Genomic DNA, 20,968 nt, shown 5'->3' on the forward strand with positions numbered 1-20,968 from the left:
GGGTCAGCAGAGTTTGTTCGATATGGAACAGAAAAGGCTGAGATTGAAGGGCTGTTTTATGTTGAAGATGAGAAGCATCCATGTATTGAAAAGGCAGAAGAGTTAGATATAGAAATAGAAGATGGCATGATTATTTTGAAGCGTGATATTGCTGCGAACGGGAAGAGTGTATGTCGTGTAAATGGGAAGCTTGTTACACTTAGCATATTAAAAGAAATTGGGAAAACACTTGTTGATATTCATGGACAGCATGAAACGCAAGATTTAATGAATGAAGAACGACATCTGTTTATGCTTGATCACTTTGATGGGGATCGAATCGTTAAACAACTAGACATATATCAAAATGTATACGCTGACTATGAAAAATTAAAAAAACAATTGAAATCGTTAAGTGAAAATGAACAACAAATGGCACATCGCTTAGATTTAATTCAATTTCAGCATGAAGAAATTCGCAAAGCTGATTTAAAGATGGATGAAGAAAATGAATTAACTGAGGAACGATTGCAAATTTCTAATTTTGAAAAGATTTATAAAGCATTAGGTGATGCATATCGTTCGTTAAGTGCTGACGGACAAGGATTAGATAATGTAAGAAGCGCAATGGGACAAATGGAAAGTATTACACATTTAGATGAAATGTATCAAGAGAATCATGATTCAATTGCAAATAGCTATTACTTGTTAGAAGAGGTTGCATATCAACTGAGAGAAAAGCTCGATATGATGGAATATGATCCAAATCGTTTAGATGAAATCGAAACACGTTTGAATGAAATTCGTATGCTGAAGAGAAAATATGGAAATACTGTAGAAGAGATTTTAGCGTATGCTGATAAAATTGAACAGGAAATTTTTACGATTGAAAATAAAGACGTTCATATTGAAACGACGAAGAAACAGTTGAAGGAATTAGAAAGTGTTATTCTGAAAGAAGCAACGTTGTTAAGTAATATGCGTCATGAGCTTGCAGAACATCTTACAAATGCAATTCATCAGGAATTAAAAGAATTATATATGGAAAAAACGAAATTTGAAGTGAGAATTATGAAGAGAGAAGGAAATGCAGAAGAGCCCCTTGTGGAAGGTGCACCGGTAAGACTTACGGCGGATGGTTACGATCATGTGGAATTTTATATTTCAACGAACCCAGGAGAGCCGTTAAAACCACTTTCAAAGGTTGCTTCTGGCGGAGAGTTATCTCGTATCATTTTAGCTTTAAAAAGCATTTTTTCTAAGCATCAAGGGGTTGCATCTGTTATTTTTGATGAAGTGGATACGGGTGTAAGTGGCCGGGTCGCACAGGCTATTGCGGAAAAAATTTATCGAGTATCAGTAAACTCGCAAGTACTTTGTATTACGCACTTACCTCAAGTAGCTTCAATGGCGGATTCGCATTTATTTATTCGAAAACAAGTAGCGAATGATCGGACAATTACATCAGTTACTGTTTTAACTATGGAGGATAAAGTAACAGAAATAGCTCGAATGATTTCTGGTGTGGAAATTACAGATTTAACGACAGAGCATGCGAAAGAATTACTTACGCAAGCGCATCATTTTAAACAGACAGCAGAGGCTATCCAGTAATGGATAGCTTTTTTTCTCAAATGACGATTTCTTAATTCTTCCGGTTATAAATAAAGCACTGCAAGGAGAGATTAAAAAGTGAAGCCAAAAGGCTGAATGTGGGGTAGGAGCGAGGAGAGTGAACAAGTTGAAATTAGAAAAATTTCGAAAAATAATAGGTCTTTGTCTCCTTGTTTCTTTAGTTTTTATTGGATGTTTTAAACCGCTTCGAACGTTTATTTCATCACCGAAACAACTTGTTGTTTTTGAGGGACAACAATCAGAAATATCATCATTACCAGTTTTCAAAGCTTCATCCACAAATCGTCATGTGTTTACAGTGAGTTCGAATGAACAAAAACAAGGACTTATGGTAAATTCTCATCAAAATGGTGAAGCTGATATGGTATTTCAGCTTGCTGGTTTTCCAGTGAAAAAAGTAAATGTGAAAGTGTTAAAAGATTTTAAGGTGATTCCAGGTGGACAATCAATTGGTGTGAAATTAAATACAAAAGGTGTACTTGTTGTAGGCCATCATTTAATTCAAACTGAAAAAGGTAAAATATCTCCTGGTGAAACAGCAGGTGTACAAATTGGAGATATGATTACTGAAATTAATGGTAAAACAATTGAAAGAATGAGTGATGTAGCACCGTTTATTCATAATAGTGGAGAAACAGGTGAACCGCTTAATCTTGTATTGTTAAGAGATGGAAAATATATTCGCACGAAACTAACGCCACAAAAAGACAACGGTGAGTCGTCTTATCGAATTGGCTTGTATATTCGTGATTCGGCAGCTGGAATTGGAACAATGACATTTGTTCATCCGGATTCTATGAAATACGGGGCGCTTGGTCATGTTATTTCTGATAATGATACAAAAAAGCCGATTCAAGTCGAAGATGGACAAATTATGCGCTCGACAGTTACATCAATTGAAAGAGGTAGTCATGGGAATCCAGGGGAGAAATTAGCAAGATTCTCACCAGATCGTGAAGTGATTGGCAATATTACAATTAATAGTCCATATGGTATTTTTGGAAAATTAAATACAAATATGAAAAACGGTATAATGGATAAAGCAATGCCTATCGCATTATCTCATCAAGTAAAAGAAGGGCCGGCAAAAATATTAACAGTTATTGATCAAGATAAAGTAGAAGCGTTTGATATTGAAGTTGTTAGTACAGTGCAGCAAAAATTTCCAGCCACAAAGGGTATGGTCATAAAAGTAACAGATAAGCGCCTATTAGCGAAAACGGGCGGTATCGTACAAGGAATGAGTGGAAGTCCAATTGTACAAAATGGAAAAGTGATTGGTGCTGTTACACATGTATTTGTAAATGATCCAACATCAGGATATGGTGTTCATATTGAATGGATGTTACATCAAGCTGGAATTAATATTTATGATCAAGAGAAAAAAGCGAGCTAATACATATTAGCTCGTTTTTTCTGTTGAAAAATTCGTTGAAATTTTGTAAAAGCTCCGCAAGAGGTGTTTTTTGTTGTAAAATAAAAGAAAAGGGTTGAACGTTTCGTTGTATTTCTATGATGGAATGTGTTGCGAAAGGGAATAAATGAACGATAAACATATTTTTTTGTGATTTTATCGGAAAGTAAGAAACTTTAAAAGGGAATTTTCACACAATTGTCGAACAATTCATGTAGCCTAGAAGGATACACATGTCGGAGAATCGATTCGGTAAGGGAGGAAAAGCTGTGGAGAAAATTAAAGTATGTCTTGTGGATGATAATAAAGAACTAGTATCAATGTTAGAGAGCTATGTAGCCGCTCAAGATGATATGGAAGTAATCGGTATTGCTTATAATGGTCAAGAGTGTTTAAACTTATTAACAGATAAGCAACCTGATGTACTCGTTTTAGACATTATTATGCCACATTTAGATGGGTTAGCTGTATTGGAAAAAATGCGACATATTGAAAGGTTAAGACAGCCTAGCGTAATTATGTTGACAGCATTCGGGCAAGAAGATGTGACGAAAAAAGCAGTTGACTTAGGTGCCTCATATTTCATATTAAAACCATTTGATATGGAGAATTTAACGAGTCATATTCGTCAAGTGAGTGGTAAAGCAAACGCTATGATTAAACGTCCACTACCATCATTCCGATCAGCAACAACAGTAGATGGAAAACCGAAAAACTTAGATGCGAGTATTACGAGTATCATTCATGAAATTGGTGTACCCGCTCATATTAAAGGATATATGTATTTACGAGAAGCAATCTCCATGGTATACAACGATATCGAATTATTAGGATCGATTACGAAAGTATTGTATCCAGATATCGCAAAGAAATATAATACCACAGCAAGCCGTGTGGAGCGCGCAATTCGTCACGCGATTGAAGTAGCTTGGAGCCGTGGGAATATTGATTCTATTTCGTCCTTATTCGGTTATACAGTATCCATGTCAAAAGCAAAACCTACGAACTCTGAGTTCATCGCAATGGTTGCGGATAAGCTGAGACTTGAACATAAAGCTAGCTGAGAGTAAAGATAGTAAGGGTTTACTCTTTAGCTAAGCCGACAAATTCTTGAAATCTATACTTAATATCAATTTTAAAACCAATAAACTTTTCACTCAATGACCAATGAATTTTATGATTCGTTGGTCTTTTTATTTTGTTGAGAAAAAGAGATTATTTCATACCATGGAAAATAAAACCTATTTTTAGTAATATTACATATAAGTGAGTTTTTTATAAGGTAATTAAATAGGTATAGATAGGGAGAAGGGGAATGAAAAATAAAATTTTAACTTGGTTAGGAATAGTAGCGGCTATGGGAGTTCTTGCTGTAGCAGTTACATTTGGAATGTTAGAACTTGCCGATAATCCAGCAGATAAAGAGGTGAGTGCTCAAATAGACAAAAAAGAAGACCAAACGATAGTAGGTAGAGAGGTAGATGGAGTCTTTGTTGATGTGTATGTTACTGAAAATTCTACTGAAAGCGAAGTCATTACAGCAATGCATCACATGACTCATCAAAAAGTGGTGGCAGAACGAAAATCGGGCTCTATCCCAATGGTTCAAAATAATGCTAAAAAGTTAAAAGAAATCATAAATAAGAGTAGCTTTGCGAAGAAAAATGAGCTATTAGCAATTGCTGATAGATGGGTGAAAAAAGATTTTAGTAAAATTGTAGAAGATCACAATTATTTCTCGGATGCTCAAGAAGATAGCGTTTGTAAAGCAACTAGAGCAATGGATGCGTTAGAAGAGCAACATTATATTTTAACTACATTCGGGGAGGAAAAGGCGAAAGAACTATACGAATCAGGGGATGCTCCGCACGTTCAATAAAAAATAATATAAAGGCTTTCTAGTTTTGTATTATCGTGTTTTAAGGATGCAATGGGACTTATAAATAAATAGTCTGCTTTCTTTATGACTTGTAACAAAAAAGAAAAGGTATGATTCATTATTAAATGATGAAGGAACGGCTAAATTGCACCGAAGTACATCTATTAAAGAATTTTAGTAGGGAAAGTATCCATGGTATAATGGAGGGAAATAAAAAGCCCTGCAAAACAGGACTGTATTATTCTTCGTCTTTATTTTGTTTTTCTAATTCAACTAGCTTTTGAATTAAAATGTGCTGCGGCATATGCATGAGTTGTTCAAGTGGAACACCTAGTGCTTTTGATAAGCGGACTGCAGTATCTGGAGAAATTTGTAATGGTCTCATAGAAGTACCTCCTTTTTCGTATAGTATAGCATAAGATTGGGGGAGTGAGGATGACTCTTATATTTGCACATCGTGGTGCGGCTGGAACGTACCCAGAAAATACAATGATTTCGTTTGAAGCGGCTGAGTCTTCTAGAGCGGATGGAATTGAACTTGATGTTCAATTAACGAAAGATGGAAAAGTTGTCGTCATTCATGATGAAACGGTGGACCGGACAACAAATGGAAAAGGTGCGGTTCGGAATTATGTATATGAGGATTTATGTAAGTTAGATGCAAGTTATAAATTTAGTGATAAAGTAGGTTTTTGCAAAATACCACTTTTAGAAGAGGTATTAGAATGGCTTGAACGAACGAGTTTGCTACTTAATATTGAACTTAAAAATAATAAAATTCCATACAGAGGTTTAGAGGAAGAAGTAATAACGCTTGTACGGAAATTTAGTTTAGAGGATCGCGTTGTATTTTCTTCGTTTAATCACTACAGTATGAAACGGTGCCATATGATGGCTCCTGATATTCAAACAGCTATTTTATATCGCGAAGGTTTGCATAGTCCGTGGGCATACGCGAAAAAAATGGGAGCTACAGCAGTACATCCGAATTATCGTTATCTTCAAGATGCTATTGCTGAACTAACGATGGAAAGTGGTGTAGAGGTTCGCCCTTATACAATTAATGAAGAAACGCTTATGCGTAAATATTTTGATATGAATATATCGGCGATTATTACTGATTACCCTGAAACGGCAAGAATGTTATTGCCGATAAAAAAATGAGACCGCGTGTAACGGTCTCATTTTTTTATTTATAAATAGTGGGGCCTTCCTATCTTCTGAAGCGAGCTTGTACTTTATTTCGTTTGCGATCTCGGTGTACGACGAAGCCACCAAAGATATAAAACCCGAGCCCGAAGCAGAGAGCGCCGATTAAAAATTGTAACCACAGTATAGAGATTGGTGGAAATAGAATCCCGAATACAGTATCTCTCATTAACTTTATACCAAACACAGCTAATGAAATAGGGATGAGTGCTAATAGTAGAGCAACGTAACGCTGCATACATAACGCTCCTTTTCAGATTATTTCGTATATTTTAATGATGTTATATGGAAAGGTGGTTTGTCAAGAGGTTGCTGAACGAGTAAGATAAAGGTGTGAAAAAATTTGCAGAGCTACTTCGAGAGGAAGTGTAATATATGAAACAAAAAGTATTAATTGTTGGTGCAGGTGAAGGCGGGAGCGCACTGCTGAATCTGTTACAAAGTTCGAATATATTTCAAATTATAGGGATTATTGATATAAATCCGGTGGCAAAAGGATTACAAATTGCTAAGGAATATGGGATTGCAATTGGAGAAAGTGTAACCCCATTTCTTTCTATGCATATCGATGTAATATTTGATATGACGGGTGAAGATGATTTACATAAAGTTTTATTGGAAAAAAAGAAAAAAGACACTCTTCTTATACCAGGTGATATTGCAAAAATTGTTACAGGATTAGCGCATGAGAAGGAAGGATTAATTGGGCGGTTAGAGGAACAAACGCAACAGGGAGAATTAATTTTAAATTCTACACATGACGGCATGATCGTAATTGATCGAGAGGGACAAGTTCGTCTTTTTAATAAAAGTGCAGAGCGTATTATCGGATATAAAAAAGAAGAGGCGATAGGAAAATATATTTTAGAAGTCATTCCGACTAGTAAATTACTTCGCATTATACGTACGAAACAAATAGAAGTAAATTATGAACTAACATTAGAGAATGGAAAGAAAATTATTACAACACGTATTCCAATATTAAAAGAAGGCGGAGAGGTACAAGGGGCATTTGCAATTTTTAAAGATATAACAGAAGTTGTAGATTTAGCGGAAGAAGTTACAGACTTAAAAGAAATTCAAACACTATTAGAGGCAATTATTAACTCATCTGAAGAAGCGATTTCGGTTGTGGATGAAAAAGGAAGAGGTTTAGTCATTAACCCGGCATATACGAAATTAACGGGTTTAACAGAAGAAGATATTATTGGGAAGCCTGCTACAACTGATATTGTAGAAGGCGAAAGTATGCATATGAAAGTACTTCGAACGCGTCGTGCAGTGCGCGGAATACATATGAAGATTGGACAAAAAAAGCGCGATGTAATTGTAAACGTAGCACCAGTTATTGTGGATGGAATATTGAAGGGAAGCGTCGGTGTTATCCGTGACGTGTCGGAAATTCAAAAGTTAACAAATGAATTGAATAGAGCAAGGCAAATTATTCGCACATTAGAAGCAAAATATTCATTTGATGATATTGTCGGAAATTCAGATGAAACAACGGCAGCTATCGAACAGGCGAAGCTAGGAGCGAATACACCAGCAACAGTACTGTTACGCGGTGAATCTGGTACTGGTAAAGAATTGTTTGCACATGCAATCCATAATGGAAGTAATCGAAAATATAATAAGTTCGTCCGTGTAAACTGTGCGGCCATTTCGGAGACGTTGTTAGAAAGTGAATTATTTGGTTATGAGGAAGGGGCGTTTTCTGGAGCGAAAAGAGGCGGGAAACGTGGGTTCTTTGAGGAAGCGAATAACGGTAGTATTTTTTTAGATGAAATAGGGGAGTTATCTGCAAATACACAAGCGAAACTCCTTCGTGTATTGCAGGAAAAAGAAATTGTAAAAGTTGGTGGAACGAAAGCGATACCCATTAATGTTCGAGTAATTGCAGCGACACATGTGAATTTAGAAAAGGCTATTCTAGAAGGGAAGTTTAGGGAGGATTTATATTATCGATTAAATAAAATTCCAATTCAAATTCCATCTCTTCGTCAACGTAAAGGAGATATACCGAAAATTGCGGACAGGTTGATTCAAAAAATTAATCAAGATTATGGTCGTAATGTAGAAGGGCTCACTGATTCAGCTATTTTATATTTACAATCATACGAATGGCCAGGAAATGTGAGAGAACTTGAAAATATTTTAGGACGAGCGATTATTTTTATGAATTATAACGAGATCTATATTGATGTACAACATTTACCGCCATTACATAATGAAGAGCAGGTGGAGTCAAAGCAATCTCATTTATTACCTGAATTAGAAGAAAAGCCACTTGAACATTTAGTAACAGAGTTTGAAGGGAATATTATTCATGAATATTTGGAGAGATTTGATGGGAATAAAACACAAACTGCAAAAGCGTTAGGAATTTCCGTTCGAAATTTATATTATAAGCTAGAAAAGTATGACCATGCAAAAAGTAGCATGCAATAAATTGCGTACCGTGCAATTTATTGCATGGTATACAAAAAGTGACAAAATAAGACAGAATCTTTTGTTATTTTCCAAAGTATTGATTTTACTGCATTTTGAATGCGTTTTCATTATTGGTAAGACCACTTTTGAAAGTTGGCACGGTATTTGCTTTATAAATAGACGAGGGACGACGGAAAGGGTTGATTACAAAATATGAAGTTAGAATACTTAATTGATCAAGCAGCGGGACAGCCTAAAAAAACTGTAGCTGTAGCAGTAGCTGAAGATCATGAAGTAATTGAAGCTGTAGCGAAAGCAATTAAATTACAGCTAGCTCAATTTCGTCTATATGGAAATCAAGAAAAAATAATGGGGATGCTACAAGAACATGGTTTACAAACTTCAGAACATGTTGAAGTGATTGCAGCAATGTCTAATGCAGAGGCTGCAGAACTTTCTGTTAAAGCTGTGAGAAATGGTGAGGCAGACGTGCTTATGAAGGGTAACATCCCAACAGCGAATATTTTGAAGGCTGTGTTAAACAAAGAGTGGGGCCTACGTAAAGGTAGCGTACTTTCACATGTAGCAGCATTTGAAGTTCCAAATTATGATCGTCTTATTTTCGTTACAGATGCAGCGATGAACATCGCACCTGATGTAACACAAAAAGCTGCTATTATACAAAATACTGTAGAAGTTGCCCGGGCAATAGGAATCGACTTGCCAAAAGTGGCACCAATTGCAGCAGTAGAAGTTGTGAATCCAGCGATGCAGGCGACAATTGATGCAGCGATGTTAACACAAATGAATCGCCGCGGACAAATTAAAGATTGTATCGTTGATGGACCACTTGCTTTAGATAATGCAGTATCACAAATTGCAGCAGAGCATAAAGGCATAGTAAGTGATGTAGCAGGTAAGGCAGACATTTTACTCGTCCCAACGATTGAAGCTGGAAATGTGCTATATAAATCACTCGTATACTTTGCGGATGCAAAAGTAGGAGCAATGATTGCTGGCGCAAAAGCACCGATTGTTTTAACATCTCGTGCTGATTCAGCAGAAACAAAAGTATATTCATTAGCATTGGCAGTTGCGACTGCTTCAAAATAAACCAAAAAGGGTAAAACATTAGGGGGAAACGACAATGACATTAGAAATCTTCGAATACTTAGAAAAATATGATTATGAGCAAGTAGTATTTTGTCAAGATAAAGAATCTGGTTTAAAAGCAATTATTGCAATTCATGATACAACACTTGGACCGGCTCTTGGTGGAACAAGAATGTGGACATATGATTCTGAAGAAGCGGCGATTGAAGATGCATTGCGTCTTGCAAAAGGGATGACATACAAAAACGCAGCAGCTGGTTTAAACTTAGGTGGTGCGAAAACAGTAATTATCGGTGATCCTCGTAAAGATAAGAGCGAAGCAATGTTCCGTGCACTAGGACGTTATATCCAAGGACTAAACGGACGATACATTACAGCTGAAGATGTTGGTACAACAGTAGATGATATGGATATTATCCACGAAGAAACTGACTTTGTAACAGGTATCTCACCATCATTCGGTTCTTCTGGTAACCCATCTCCAGTAACTGCATACGGTGTTTACCGTGGTATGAAAGCAGCTGCAAAAGAAGCTTTCGGTACTGACAATTTAGAAGGAAAAGTAATTGCTGTTCAAGGCGTTGGTAACGTAGCATATCACCTATGCAAACATTTACACGCTGAAGGAGCAAAATTAATCGTTACAGATATTAATAAAGAAGCTGTGCAACGTGCTGTAGAAGAATTCGGTGCATCAGCAGTTGAACCAAATGAAATTTACGGTGTTGAATGCGATATTTACGCACCATGTGCATTAGGCGCAACAGTTAATGATGAAACTATTCCACAACTTAAAGCAAAAGTAATCGCAGGTTCTGCAAATAACCAATTAAAAGAAGATCGTCACGGTGACATCATTCATGAAATGGGTATTGTATACGCACCAGATTATGTAATTAATGCAGGTGGCGTAATTAACGTAGCAGACGAATTATATGGATACAATAGAGAACGTGCACTAAAACGTGTTGAGTCTATTTATGACACGATTGCAAAAGTAATCGAAATTTCAAAACGCGATGGCATAGCAACTTATGTAGCGGCAGATCGTCTAGCTGAAGAGCGCATTGCAAGCTTGAAAAATTCTCGTAGCACTTACTTACGCAACGGTCACGATATTATTAGCCGTCGCTAATCATTCATATATAACTTTTACAAAAGGTGTGGTTACCTCTTATGAGGTTTCCACTTCCTTTTGAATTTATTAGTGGAGGTAGCAACATTGTCTGTAAATCGAATTCTTGTTATTAACCCAGGTAGTACATCCACAAAAATTGGTGTTTTTGATAATGAAAGACCCGTTCTAGAAGAAACGATTCGTCATGACGTAGAACAGATTGGAAAATATAAGCGAATTATCGACCAATATGAGTTTCGAAAAGAAACGATTTTAGAAGTTCTACATTCTCATGGTATTAACATTTCAAAATTAAACGCTGTTTGTGGACGTGGTGGATTACTTCGTCCAATCGAAGGCGGTACGTATACAGTAAATGATGCGATGTTAGAAGATTTAAAAAATGGCTTTAGCGGTCATCACGCTTCAAACCTTGGAGGCATTTTGGCATATGAAATTGCTTCTGGATTAAACATTCCTGCATTCATTGTAGATCCTGTCGTTGTAGATGAGATGGAGCCGGTTGCTCGTATAAGTGGCATTGCTGGTATGGAACGCAAAAGTATCTTCCATGCATTAAATCAAAAAGCAGTTGCTCGTAAAGTAGCTGAACAGTTAAATCACAAATACGAGGATTTAAATTTATTAGTTACACATATGGGTGGCGGTATTACAGTTGGTGCTCATAAAAAAGGAAGAGTAATCGATGTGAATAACGGTTTAAACGGAGAAGGACCATTTAGTCCAGAGCGCGCTGGTACAGTACCAGTAGGGCAACTAGTAGAAATGTGTTTCTCTGGTGAGTATTACCGTGATGAAATGATTAAAAAACTTGTCGGACAAGGTGGACTTGTAAGTTTAATCGGTACAAATGATGCGATTAAAGTAGAGCAAATGGTTGAAAAAGGTGATCCTGAAGCAACTCTTATTTATAAAGCAATGGCATATCAAGTTGCAAAAGAGATTGGCGGAGCTAGCGCTGTACTTCACGGGAAAATCGATGCAATCGTATTAACTGGTGGACTGGCATACAGTAAAATTCTTGTCGATGAAATTAAAGAGCGAGTGGACTGGATTGCAGATGTTATCGTACATCCAGGCGAAGATGAGTTAGAAGCGTTAGCAGAAGGAGCACTTCGTGTATTACGTGAAGAAGAAGCTCCAAAAGAATACGTTGTACGTGAAAAAGAAACGGTAGCTAGGGGTTGAGATAATGGCAAAAGAATATGATTTAGTCATCGTTGGCGGCGGTACTGGTGGATATGTTGCTGCAATTCGTGCATCACAATTAGGGTTAAAAACAGCACTAGTCGAAAAAGAAAATCTTGGTGGTACTTGTTTACACAAAGGATGTATTCCTAGTAAAGCTCTTTTACGTAGTGCGGAAGTATATGCAACTGCTAAAAAAAGCGAGGAGTTCGGAGTTATCGCAAGCAATGTAGAACTAAACTTTGCGAAAGTACAAGAACGTAAAGAGAAGATTGTAACGCAGCTTCATAAAGGCGTTCAACATTTAATGAAACAAGGTAAAATTGATGTGTTTGAAGGTATTGGCCGTATTCTTGGCCCGTCTATTTTCTCTCCTATGCCAGGGACAATTTCGGTTGAACTTGCAAGTGGAGAAGAGAATGAAATGTTAATTCCAAAAAATGTACTTGTTGCAACAGGTTCTCGTCCAAATTCATTACCGGGTTTAGAATTAGATGGAGAATACGTAATGTCTTCAGATCATGCCCTAAAAATGGAAACGCTTCCTAGTTCGATTATTATCGTTGGTGGCGGTGTAATCGGTATTGAGTGGGCATCTATGCTTGCTGACTTCGGTGTAGAAGTTACAGTATTAGAGTATGCGAAAACGATATTACCACTAGAAGATCAGGACGTTTCAAAAGAAATGCAACGTCTATTCAAGAAAAAAGGTATTAAAGTGGTAACTGGTGCAAAAGTATTACCAGAAACATTGGTAAAAGATAATGGAGTAACAATCCAAGCTGAACATAACGGTGAGAATAAAGAATTTAAAGCTGAAAAAATGCTTGTATCTGTAGGAAGACAAGCGAATACACAAAATATTGGCTTAGAGAACACAGATATCGTTGTGGAAAAAGGATACATTCAAACAAATGAGTTTTATCAAACGAAAGAATCGCATATTTACGCAATTGGAGATGTAATCGGTGGTTTGCAACTTGCTCACGTTGCTTCTCATGAAGGGATTGCTGCAGTAGAACATATTGCAGGGAAAGAAGTTACACCAATTGATTACTCTATGGTATCAAAATGCGTATATAGCAGTCCAGAAGTTGCTTCTGTCGGTTTAACAGAACAAGAAGCGAAAGAAAAAGGCTATAAGTTAAAAGTAGGTAAGTTCTCATTCCGCGCAATCGGAAAAGCACTTGTATACGGAGAATCAGATGGTTTCGTAAAACTTGTAGTTGATGAAGAGACAAATGACATTCTTGGTGTTCATATGATTGGACCACATGTAACAGATATGATTTCTGAAGCTGGTCTTGCAAGAGTACTTGATGCAACACCTTGGGAAGTAGCACATACAATTCATCCGCATCCATCATTATCTGAGGCGATTGGTGAAGCAGCACTTGCTGTAGATGGAAGAGCGTTACACGCATAAAAATGTGGATTTAGGAGGTTATGAAAAATGGCAGAAGTAAAAGAAAAGCGCCATGAAGAGCTTGGCTTAAGTGATGAGCAAGTATTAGAAATGTTCCGTACGATGTTACTTGCACGTAAAATCGACGAACGTATGTGGTTATTAAACCGTGCTGGAAAAATTCCATTCGTAATTTCTTGTCAAGGACAAGAGGCTGCACAAGTTGGAGCGGCGTTCGCTCTTGATAGAGAGAAAGATTATGCATTACCATACTACCGTGATATGGGTGTTGTACTAGCATTTGGTATGACAGCTAAAGAGCTTATGTTGTCTGCTTTCGCAAAAGCTGGAGATCCAAACTCTGGTGGTCGTCAAATGCCTGGTCACTTCGGTCAAAAGAAAAATCGTATTGTTACAGGTTCATCTCCAGTAACAACGCAAGTACCACATGCAGTTGGTATTGCACTAGCTGGAAAAATGGAGAAGAAAGATTTAGTAACGTTCGTTACATTTGGAGAAGGTTCTTCAAACCAAGGTGACTTCCATGAAGGGGCAAACTTTGCTGGTGTACACAAACTACCTGTTATTTTTATGTGTGAAAATAACAAATATGCAATCTCTATTCCGGTTGAAAAACAATTAGCATGTAAAAACGTATCAGATCGTGCAATTGGTTATGGTATGCCTGGATATACAATAGACGGAAACGATCCGCTTGCAGTATATAAAGCTGTAAAAGAAGCAGCAGATCGCGGTCGTCGTGGTGAAGGCCCAACTTTAATTGAAACAGTATCATATCGTTTAACAGCACATTCTAGTGACGATGATGATCGTGTTTATCGTGATAAAGAAGAAGTAGAAGAAGCAAAGAAAAAAGATTCAATTATAACATTCGCGGCTTATTTAAAAGAAGCTGGTGTGTTAACTGAGGAATCGGAAAAACAAATGTTAGACGAAATTATGCATATCGTAAATGAAGCAACAGAATATGCAGAAAATGCTCCGTATGCAGCACCTGAAGATGCATTGAAGCACGTATACGCAGAATAGGGGGGAACGTTTCATGGCTGTAATGTCTTATATTGATGCTATTACATTAGCAATGCGCGAAGAAATGGAACGCGATGAAAAAGTATTCGTTTTAGGAGAAGATGTTGGTAAAAAAGGTGGCGTATTTAAAGCGACACACGGTTTGTATGATCAATTTGGTGAAGATCGTGCGCTTGATGCACCGCTTGCAGAATCTGCAATTGCTGGGGTAGCAATTGGTGCAGCAATGTATGGTATGCGTCCAATCGCTGAAATGCAGTTTGCTGATTTCATCATGCCAGCAGTAAACCAAATTGTTTCTGAGGCAGCAAAAATTCGTTATCGTTCTAATAATGATTGGACTTGTCCAGTTACAATCCGTGCACCATTTGGTGGGGGTGTTCACGGTGCATTGTATCATTCACAATCTGTAGAAGCGATGTTTGCAAACCAACCAGGTTTAAAAATCGTTATCCCTTCTACACCATATGATGCAAAAGGCTTATTAAAAGCAGCCATTCGTGATGAAGATCCAGTATTATTCTTCGAACATAAACGTGCATATCGTTTAATTAAAGGTGAAGTGCCAGAGGATGACTACGTATTACCAATCGGAAAAGCAGATGTAAAACGTGAAGGTGATGATATTACAGTTATCACGTACGGATTATGTGTTCATTTTGCTCTTCAAGCAGCTGAAAAGTTAGCACAAGATGGCATCTCTGCACACATTCTTGATTTACGTACTGTATATCCATTAGATAAAGAAGCAATCATTGAAGCGGCTTCTAAAACAGGTAAAGTTCTTCTTGTAACAGAAGACAATAAAGAAGGAAGCATTATGAGTGAAGTGGCAGCAATTATTGCTGAAAACTGTCTATTTGATCTAGATGCGCCAATCGCACGTCTTGCAGGTCCAGACGTTCCAGCAATGCCATATGCACCAACAATGGAAAAATTCTTTATGGTAAATCCAGATAAAGTTGAAAAAGCAATGCGTGAACTTGCGGAATTTTAATCGGGGGGACTATACATGGCTGTAGAAAATATTACAATGCCTCAGCTCGGGGAGAGCGTTACAGAGGGCACAATTAGTAAATGGCTCGTTAATGTTGGCGATCACGTAAACAAGTATGATCCGCTTGCAGAAGTAATGACTGATAAAGTAAATGCTGAAGTACCATCTTCTTTCACTGGTATTGTGAAAGAGTTAATAGCTGGTGAAGGTGATACGTTAGCTGTAGGTGAAGTAGTTTGTGTGATTCAAGTAGAAGGCGCAGACGAAGTAGCAGCAACAGCTGTTGAGGAAAAAACGAAAGAAGAACCAAAGGCAGCAGCAATTACGCCTGAAAAAGCACCGAAAGTAAAACAACCAACTGATGGAAAGTCACGTTTTTCACCAGCTGTGTTAAAACTTGCGGGTGAGCATAACGTTGATTTAGATTTAGTAGAAGGTACGGGAGCAAATGGCCGTATCACTCGTAAAGATATTTTAAAGCTAGTGGAATCTGGAAATATTCCGCAAGCAGGTGCGAAAAAAGAGGAAGCTGTAGCGGCGGTAGTAGAAGCTCGCCCAGAAGCACCAAAAGCAGCACCAGTAGCGCAAAAAGTAGAAGCTGCGAAACCAGTTTCTGTACCTACAATGCCTGGAGATATCGAAATTCCAGTCACAGGTGTGCGTAAAGCAATCGCAGCAAACATGTTACGTAGTAAACATGAAGCACCACATGCTTGGATGATGATTGAAGTAGATGTGACAAACCTTGTGTCATACCGTAACTCAATTAAAGGTGACTTTAAGAAGCGTGAAGGCTTTAACTTAACGTTCTTTGCTTTCTTCGTAAAAGCAGTGGCACAAGCGTTAAAAGAGTATCCTCAAATTAATTCAATGTGGGCTGGCGATAAAATTGTTCAGAAGAAAGATATTAACCTTTCTATCGCTGTTGCAACAGAGGAAGAACTATTTGTACCAGTAATTAAGCAAGCGGACGAGAAAACAATTAAAGGTATCGCTCGTGAAATTACAGAACTTGCAGGAAAAGTACGCACGAAATCGTTAAAAGCAGACGAAATGCAAGGTGGAACATTTACAATTAATAACACAGGATCATTCGGTTCTGTTCAATCTATGGGTATTATTAATTACCCACAAGCGGCTATTTTACAAGTTGAATCAATTGTAAAACGCCCAGTAATTATGGATAACGGTATGTTCGGTGCTCGTGACATGGTTAACTTATGTTTATCACTTGATCACCGCGTACTTGATGGTTTAATTTGTGGTAAGTTCTTAGGACGTGTTAAAGAAATTTTGGAAAACATGTCAGAAAATAATACATCTGTATATTAATAAAAAGCTCGCTTATGCGAGCTTTTTATCATCTTATTTCTTCATCTACATCCTACTATATGTATAAATACCTTTCCCAGTAATCTTACAATAAACGATTATGTATTAGGAATTTACGAAAATACATTGCTGATATATGGTATATGGATATAAAATAAGAAAAGAATAATTTTTTTGGCAAATCTTACTGATGAAACTGTAGTATAATATATTGTATTGTATGAAAAAGAGAGTTATTCTATATAAGTGTTTTATAGATAATGTGTAATCAGTCGTCAAAACATGAAGAATGTTGACTCCTGGTTTTTTATTTTTGCCGTAACAATGTTTCAGGAGGATGTCATGAAAAGAAGTACCGAGTTTCTAAAAAGTTTAGATGTAAAATTAATTTTAATTTTGTGTGCACTATGTGTGACGAGTATAGCTGCTATATATAGCAGTCAGCAAACGGGACAGTATGGAGCTGCAAACTTTGCTATGAAACAAGGTGTTAACTACATAATTGGGGTTGTATTGTTACTTCTTGTTGCAAGCATTGATTTAGATCAGTTACAAAAATTATCTTGGCCGCTTTATATTGCCGGGTTTGCTTCACTTATTCTTTTGAAAGTATTACCACCATCAGGTTTTACACCTGAAAAATTAGGTGCAAAAAGATGGTTTGTTTTCCCAGTATTTGGACAAATTCAGCCGTCTGAGTTTTTCAAAATTGCATTGCTACTTGTAGTAGCGAGTATAGCAGTGAAACATAATGCACAGTATATGGCAAGGACATTCCAAACAGATTTAAAGCTAGTAGGTAAAATTATGCTAGTGTCACTGCCACCTATGGCGGTTGTATATAGTCAACCGGATACAGGTATGGTGTTCTTATATGCTGCTGCTATTGCATGTATTTTATTTATGTCAGGTATTCAAAAGAAATTGATAGCATTATGTACAGTTATTCCGTTGACCATACTATCTGCTTTAATATTTATTTTCTTTAAGTATCAAGATTTTTTCTATAATAATTTAGTTACTTTACTAAAACCTCACCAACAGTCGCGTATTGTAGGTTGGTTAAATCCATTTGAAAATGCAGATCAAGGTTATCAAACGCAGCAATCGATTTTAGCTGTAGGTAGTGGAGGAATGGAAGGTAAAGGGTTTGGGGGAGGAAGCGTCTATATCCCAGAGAAACATACTGACTTTATTTTCGCTACAATTGCCGAAGAAGGTGGATTTATAGTCGCGGCGTTAGTTGTGTTCTTGTTCCTATTACTACTATACCGAACAATTATTATTGGTTATTCCGCTGATAATATATTTGGTACATTATTATGCGCTGGATCAATCGGTATATTAACGGTTCAAATATTCCAAAACATTGGTATGATCGTTGGATTAATGCCTGTAAAAGGTATTGCATTACCTTTCTTATCGTATGGGGGAAGTTCCTTATTCTCGAATATGATTATGATGGGGCTCATACTATCGGTACGGAAAACGTATAAAAAATATATGTTTTCAGTTAAGTAAAAAAAGCTGGTTCGTTTTTAAACGAACCAGCTTTTTTACATATATGCTCATAAACGTTGCAAACTAAAACAGACTAGCAGTTTGGGATGTAAGGAGTGCAAAGTGATGCATATGCATATTTTTGAAGGAGCAAGGCATCTTTCGATTGGTGAATGGATTATTCGAGCTATAATAGCGTACATATTTTTAATATTAGTTGCGAAAGCAATGGGGCAAAGGTCTATCGCGCAGCTGCGCTTTTTAGATGTTGTATTAGTATTATTGCTTGGTGGGAATATTTCTAATGCACTATCTGATGAAAAAGTTGGATTACTTGGTTCAATGATTACAACTTTTATACTAGTTGTACTTCATATTGTAAGCTCTATTTTAATGTTGAAATGGGATAGATGGAGACGTTTTTTAGAGCCAGCACCTATTATTCTTATACACAATGGTTCCATTGATTTTAGCAATTTGAAAAAGGCGAGAATTACGGCGGAATATTTATTTTCGGAACTTCGCATGCGAAATGTGAGCGATATTCAAACGGTTAAATTAGCATTATGGGAAGCGAGTGGCGTTGTTTCTATATTTCAGTATCCAGAATATGAAGCAGCTTCTCGGCGTGATCTAAAAGTGGCGGGGAGAAGGTCTCCAGTTTCTTTTATTTTAGTGAAAGATGGAAGGATTCAGCAGGACGTTCTCGCTTTAATAGGAAAAACAGAAGAGTGGGCAAAAGAGTTTTTAGAGAAGAGTGCGGAAATTGAATCCATTATGTTAGCTACAGTAGATGAATCACATAAAATAAATATTTTGTTAAAAAAATGAAAAATATACGCATTTTGTCGTTTCGTACATATGATACAATAGTGTGGACAACGAAAAAGGAGGCGATACGGTGGGATATGTAGAAGAATTACGAAAAATAGTTGGTCATCGCCCTTTAATTTTAGTTGGTGCTGTTGTACTCGTTATAAATGAAAATGGTTATGTTTTATTGCAGCAGCGGACAGAGCCGTACGGAAAATGGGGGCTACCTGGCGGGCTAATGGAGCTTAGTGAATCACCAGAAGAAACAGCTTATCGTGAAGTATATGAAGAGACAGGAATAAGAGTGAAGAACTTGCGACTAATCAATGTATTTTCTGGAGCGAACTACTTTACAAAATTAGCAAACGGTGATGAATTTCAATCTGTAACAACCGCCTATTATACGGATGAATACGAAGGGGAGTTTGTTATGAATAAAGAAGAAGCAGTTCAGCTTAAATTCTTTTCAGTAACAGAACTACCTGACTATATTGTAGGATCGCATAAAAAAATGATTGCTGAATATATGAAGATTATGGAAAAAAAGATATAATAATAGTGAAAGAAATACAAAAACACAGCTCTGGTTGGTAGTCCAGACGCATGATTTCATGTCAGTAACCTTCCCCTCCGGGATGTCCCGTATTTCTAATTTTTTAAAGGAGGGGCTGTCAATGGAGTTGACAGTATATCATGATGGTCAATTTTTTGTTGGAATTATTACATGCAAAGAACAAGGGGAATTGTATGGAGCGAGGTATATTTTTGGAGCGGAACCTTCAGATGAAGAAGTGCTTATGTTTGTGAATGGTTCACTTTTAGAGCACTTTCAGCATTTTGCAAAATGTGGTGTAGAAGTTAAAGAAAAACAGCGTCCTAAAAACATAAAGCGTATCATACGACAAGTAGCAAAAGAAACAAATGTTAAACGTTTTACTAAGGCGCAAGAGGCGATTAGTTTATCTTATGAATTGCATAAACAAGAAAAGAAAGTGCAGTCTAAAGAGAAGCGAGAAGCTGAAAAAGAAAGAAGACGTTTAAGTAAAGTACAAAAAGCAAAGCAAAAACATCGTGGTCATTAAAGAAAAGGTGTTAGAGCAAGTGCTCTAACACCTTTTCTATACTTAAATACAAGTAAACTTACTTGTATTTCATAAACATTAACTGGTAAGATACAAATAGGTAGTTTTAGAGGAGGGAAAAGAGTGATTAATTTTAACTTTTTTATGAATGATGTTGTTCGCCAAGCGCGTGAAGAGATTGTCTCTGCTGGATATACAGAATTGACGACGCCGGAAGCGGTAGAAGAAGCGTTTAAAAGAAATGGAACAACACTTGTAATGGTAAACTCTGTATGTGGTTGTGCAGGTGGTATTGCTCGTCCTGCTGCTGCGCATTCCGTACATTATGATAAACGTCCTAACCACCTTGTAACGGTGTTTGCAGGTCAAGATAAAGAAGCGACAGCAAGAGCGCGTGAATATTTCGAAGGGTACCCACCTTCTTCTCCATCATTTGCTTTATTAAAAGATGGAAAAATTGTAACGATGGTAGAGCGTCATGAAATTGAAGGGCATGAACCGATGCAAGTTATTGCGAAACTACAATCGTATTTCGAAGAGAATTGTGAAGAACTATAAAAAATAAGAAAAAAGGCGGTACGTCCACAATCAAGTGGATGTACCGCCTTTTTTTATTTATTATTTCAATTTCTGAGATATGCATAGTTGTGTTGTTTTATGCATTGTTTTATACATAACAAACAGCGATTGTATTGTAATTTTATTTATTTTTATTTTATATATTGCATAAAAATGAAAGTGCTGATACAATACAAACATCGAATAAATATTCTATTAAACTTTTAAATATACATTATTAGGGGG

General features: G+C 36.9%; 20 protein-coding genes. 18 read left to right on the forward strand and 2 right to left on the reverse strand.

The window, feature by feature from the left end; genetic code table 11:
• From recN to MR170_RS15370, 4 genes are all read left to right on the forward strand, one after another.
• Window positions 1-1,593 (forward strand): DNA repair protein RecN (recN, locus tag MR170_RS15355; protein WP_242308596.1); only part of this gene is annotated, 1,593 nt, incomplete at its 5' end.
• 118 nt (window positions 1,594-1,711) lie between these two features.
• Window positions 1,712-3,010, forward strand: coding sequence for a SpoIVB peptidase (spoIVB, locus tag MR170_RS15360; protein ID WP_002000940.1), 1,299 nt, complete (start codon window positions 1,712-1,714; stop codon window positions 3,008-3,010).
• Between the two features lie 287 nt (window positions 3,011-3,297).
• Window positions 3,298-4,092: a sporulation transcription factor Spo0A gene (spo0A, locus tag MR170_RS15365; RefSeq protein ID WP_042969082.1), complete on the forward strand. Its 795-nt coding sequence runs from the start codon at window positions 3,298-3,300 to the stop codon at window positions 4,090-4,092.
• Window positions 4,093-4,343: 251 nt separating this feature from the next.
• On the forward strand, window positions 4,344-4,907 hold the full coding sequence (locus MR170_RS15370) for a PRK06770 family protein (protein ID WP_016080328.1): 564 nt from the start codon (window positions 4,344-4,346) through the stop codon (window positions 4,905-4,907).
• A gap of 238 nt (window positions 4,908-5,145) precedes the next feature.
• Here MR170_RS15370 and MR170_RS15375 read toward each other — a convergent pair whose 3' ends face one another.
• Entirely contained in the window at window positions 5,146-5,292 is a 147-nt protein-coding gene (locus MR170_RS15375; protein WP_001247671.1) for a YycC family protein, read from the reverse strand.
• 50 nt (window positions 5,293-5,342) lie between these two features.
• On the opposite strand from MR170_RS15375, the gene MR170_RS15380 reads away from it, so the two are divergent.
• On the forward strand, window positions 5,343-6,071 hold the full coding sequence (locus tag MR170_RS15380; RefSeq protein ID WP_242308598.1) for a glycerophosphodiester phosphodiesterase: 729 nt from the start codon (window positions 5,343-5,345) through the stop codon (window positions 6,069-6,071).
• A 49-nt stretch (window positions 6,072-6,120) separates the two neighbouring features.
• Here the strand turns inward: MR170_RS15380 and MR170_RS15385 are convergent, their stop codons facing one another.
• Window positions 6,121-6,354 carry a DUF2627 domain-containing protein gene (locus MR170_RS15385; RefSeq protein ID WP_001190212.1) on the reverse strand — a complete coding sequence of 78 codons (234 nt, stop codon included), beginning with the start codon at window positions 6,352-6,354 and terminating at the stop codon, window positions 6,121-6,123.
• Between the two features lie 137 nt (window positions 6,355-6,491).
• On the opposite strand from MR170_RS15385, the gene MR170_RS15390 reads away from it, so the two are divergent.
• The 13 genes from MR170_RS15390 (at window position 6,492) to MR170_RS15450 (ending at window position 20,722) form a co-directional block, all read left to right on the forward strand.
• Window positions 6,492-8,564, forward strand: a complete 2,073-nt coding sequence (locus MR170_RS15390; RefSeq protein WP_242308600.1) for a sigma 54-interacting transcriptional regulator — start codon at window positions 6,492-6,494, stop codon at window positions 8,562-8,564.
• A 195-nt stretch (window positions 8,565-8,759) separates the two neighbouring features.
• Entirely contained in the window at window positions 8,760-9,659 is a 900-nt protein-coding gene (gene yqiS / locus MR170_RS15395) for a phosphate butyryltransferase (RefSeq protein WP_000764675.1), read from the forward strand.
• A 34-nt stretch (window positions 9,660-9,693) separates the two neighbouring features.
• Window positions 9,694-10,794 carry a leucine dehydrogenase gene (locus MR170_RS15400; protein ID WP_000171355.1) on the forward strand — a complete coding sequence of 367 codons (1,101 nt, stop codon included), beginning with the start codon at window positions 9,694-9,696 and terminating at the stop codon, window positions 10,792-10,794.
• An 87-nt stretch (window positions 10,795-10,881) separates the two neighbouring features.
• Window positions 10,882-11,985: a butyrate kinase gene (gene buk, locus MR170_RS15405; protein WP_000115781.1), complete on the forward strand. Its 1,104-nt coding sequence runs from the start codon at window positions 10,882-10,884 to the stop codon at window positions 11,983-11,985.
• A gap of 4 nt (window positions 11,986-11,989) precedes the next feature.
• The gene (gene lpdA, locus MR170_RS15410) at window positions 11,990-13,411 is read left to right on the forward strand and encodes a dihydrolipoyl dehydrogenase (RefSeq protein WP_001051295.1); all 1,422 of its coding nucleotides are present in this window, start codon (window positions 11,990-11,992) and stop codon (window positions 13,409-13,411) included.
• Between the two features lie 27 nt (window positions 13,412-13,438).
• Window positions 13,439-14,440 (forward strand): 3-methyl-2-oxobutanoate dehydrogenase subunit alpha, encoded by a 1,002-nt coding sequence (bfmBAA, locus tag MR170_RS15415; protein WP_000852551.1) that lies wholly within the window; start codon window positions 13,439-13,441, stop codon window positions 14,438-14,440.
• Window positions 14,441-14,453: 13 nt separating this feature from the next.
• Window positions 14,454-15,437: a 3-methyl-2-oxobutanoate dehydrogenase subunit beta gene (gene bfmBAB, locus MR170_RS15420; RefSeq protein WP_000290071.1), complete on the forward strand. Its 984-nt coding sequence runs from the start codon at window positions 14,454-14,456 to the stop codon at window positions 15,435-15,437.
• A 15-nt stretch (window positions 15,438-15,452) separates the two neighbouring features.
• A complete protein-coding gene (locus MR170_RS15425) occupies window positions 15,453-16,769 on the forward strand; it encodes a dihydrolipoamide acetyltransferase family protein (RefSeq protein ID WP_242308601.1) in 1,317 nt (438 codons plus the stop codon).
• A gap of 342 nt (window positions 16,770-17,111) precedes the next feature.
• Window positions 17,112-18,290, forward strand: a complete 1,179-nt coding sequence (locus MR170_RS15430; protein ID WP_016080332.1) for an FtsW/RodA/SpoVE family cell cycle protein — start codon at window positions 17,112-17,114, stop codon at window positions 18,288-18,290.
• A 105-nt stretch (window positions 18,291-18,395) separates the two neighbouring features.
• A complete protein-coding gene (locus MR170_RS15435) occupies window positions 18,396-19,100 on the forward strand; it encodes a DUF421 domain-containing protein (RefSeq protein WP_242308602.1) in 705 nt (234 codons plus the stop codon).
• Window positions 19,101-19,170: 70 nt separating this feature from the next.
• Window positions 19,171-19,635: an NUDIX hydrolase gene (locus MR170_RS15440; RefSeq protein WP_242308603.1), complete on the forward strand. Its 465-nt coding sequence runs from the start codon at window positions 19,171-19,173 to the stop codon at window positions 19,633-19,635.
• 121 nt (window positions 19,636-19,756) lie between these two features.
• The gene (locus MR170_RS15445; RefSeq protein ID WP_242308604.1) at window positions 19,757-20,164 is read left to right on the forward strand and encodes a YjdF family protein; all 408 of its coding nucleotides are present in this window, start codon (window positions 19,757-19,759) and stop codon (window positions 20,162-20,164) included.
• Between the two features lie 144 nt (window positions 20,165-20,308).
• Window positions 20,309-20,722: a BrxA/BrxB family bacilliredoxin gene (locus MR170_RS15450; RefSeq protein ID WP_001979317.1), complete on the forward strand. Its 414-nt coding sequence runs from the start codon at window positions 20,309-20,311 to the stop codon at window positions 20,720-20,722.
• Window positions 20,723-20,968: the final 246 nt, after the last annotated feature.

Source organism: Bacillus cereus group sp. BfR-BA-01524 (genome assembly GCF_022662595.1).
Taxonomy (GTDB): Bacteria; Bacillota; Bacilli; order Bacillales; family Bacillaceae_G; genus Bacillus_A; species Bacillus_A thuringiensis_S.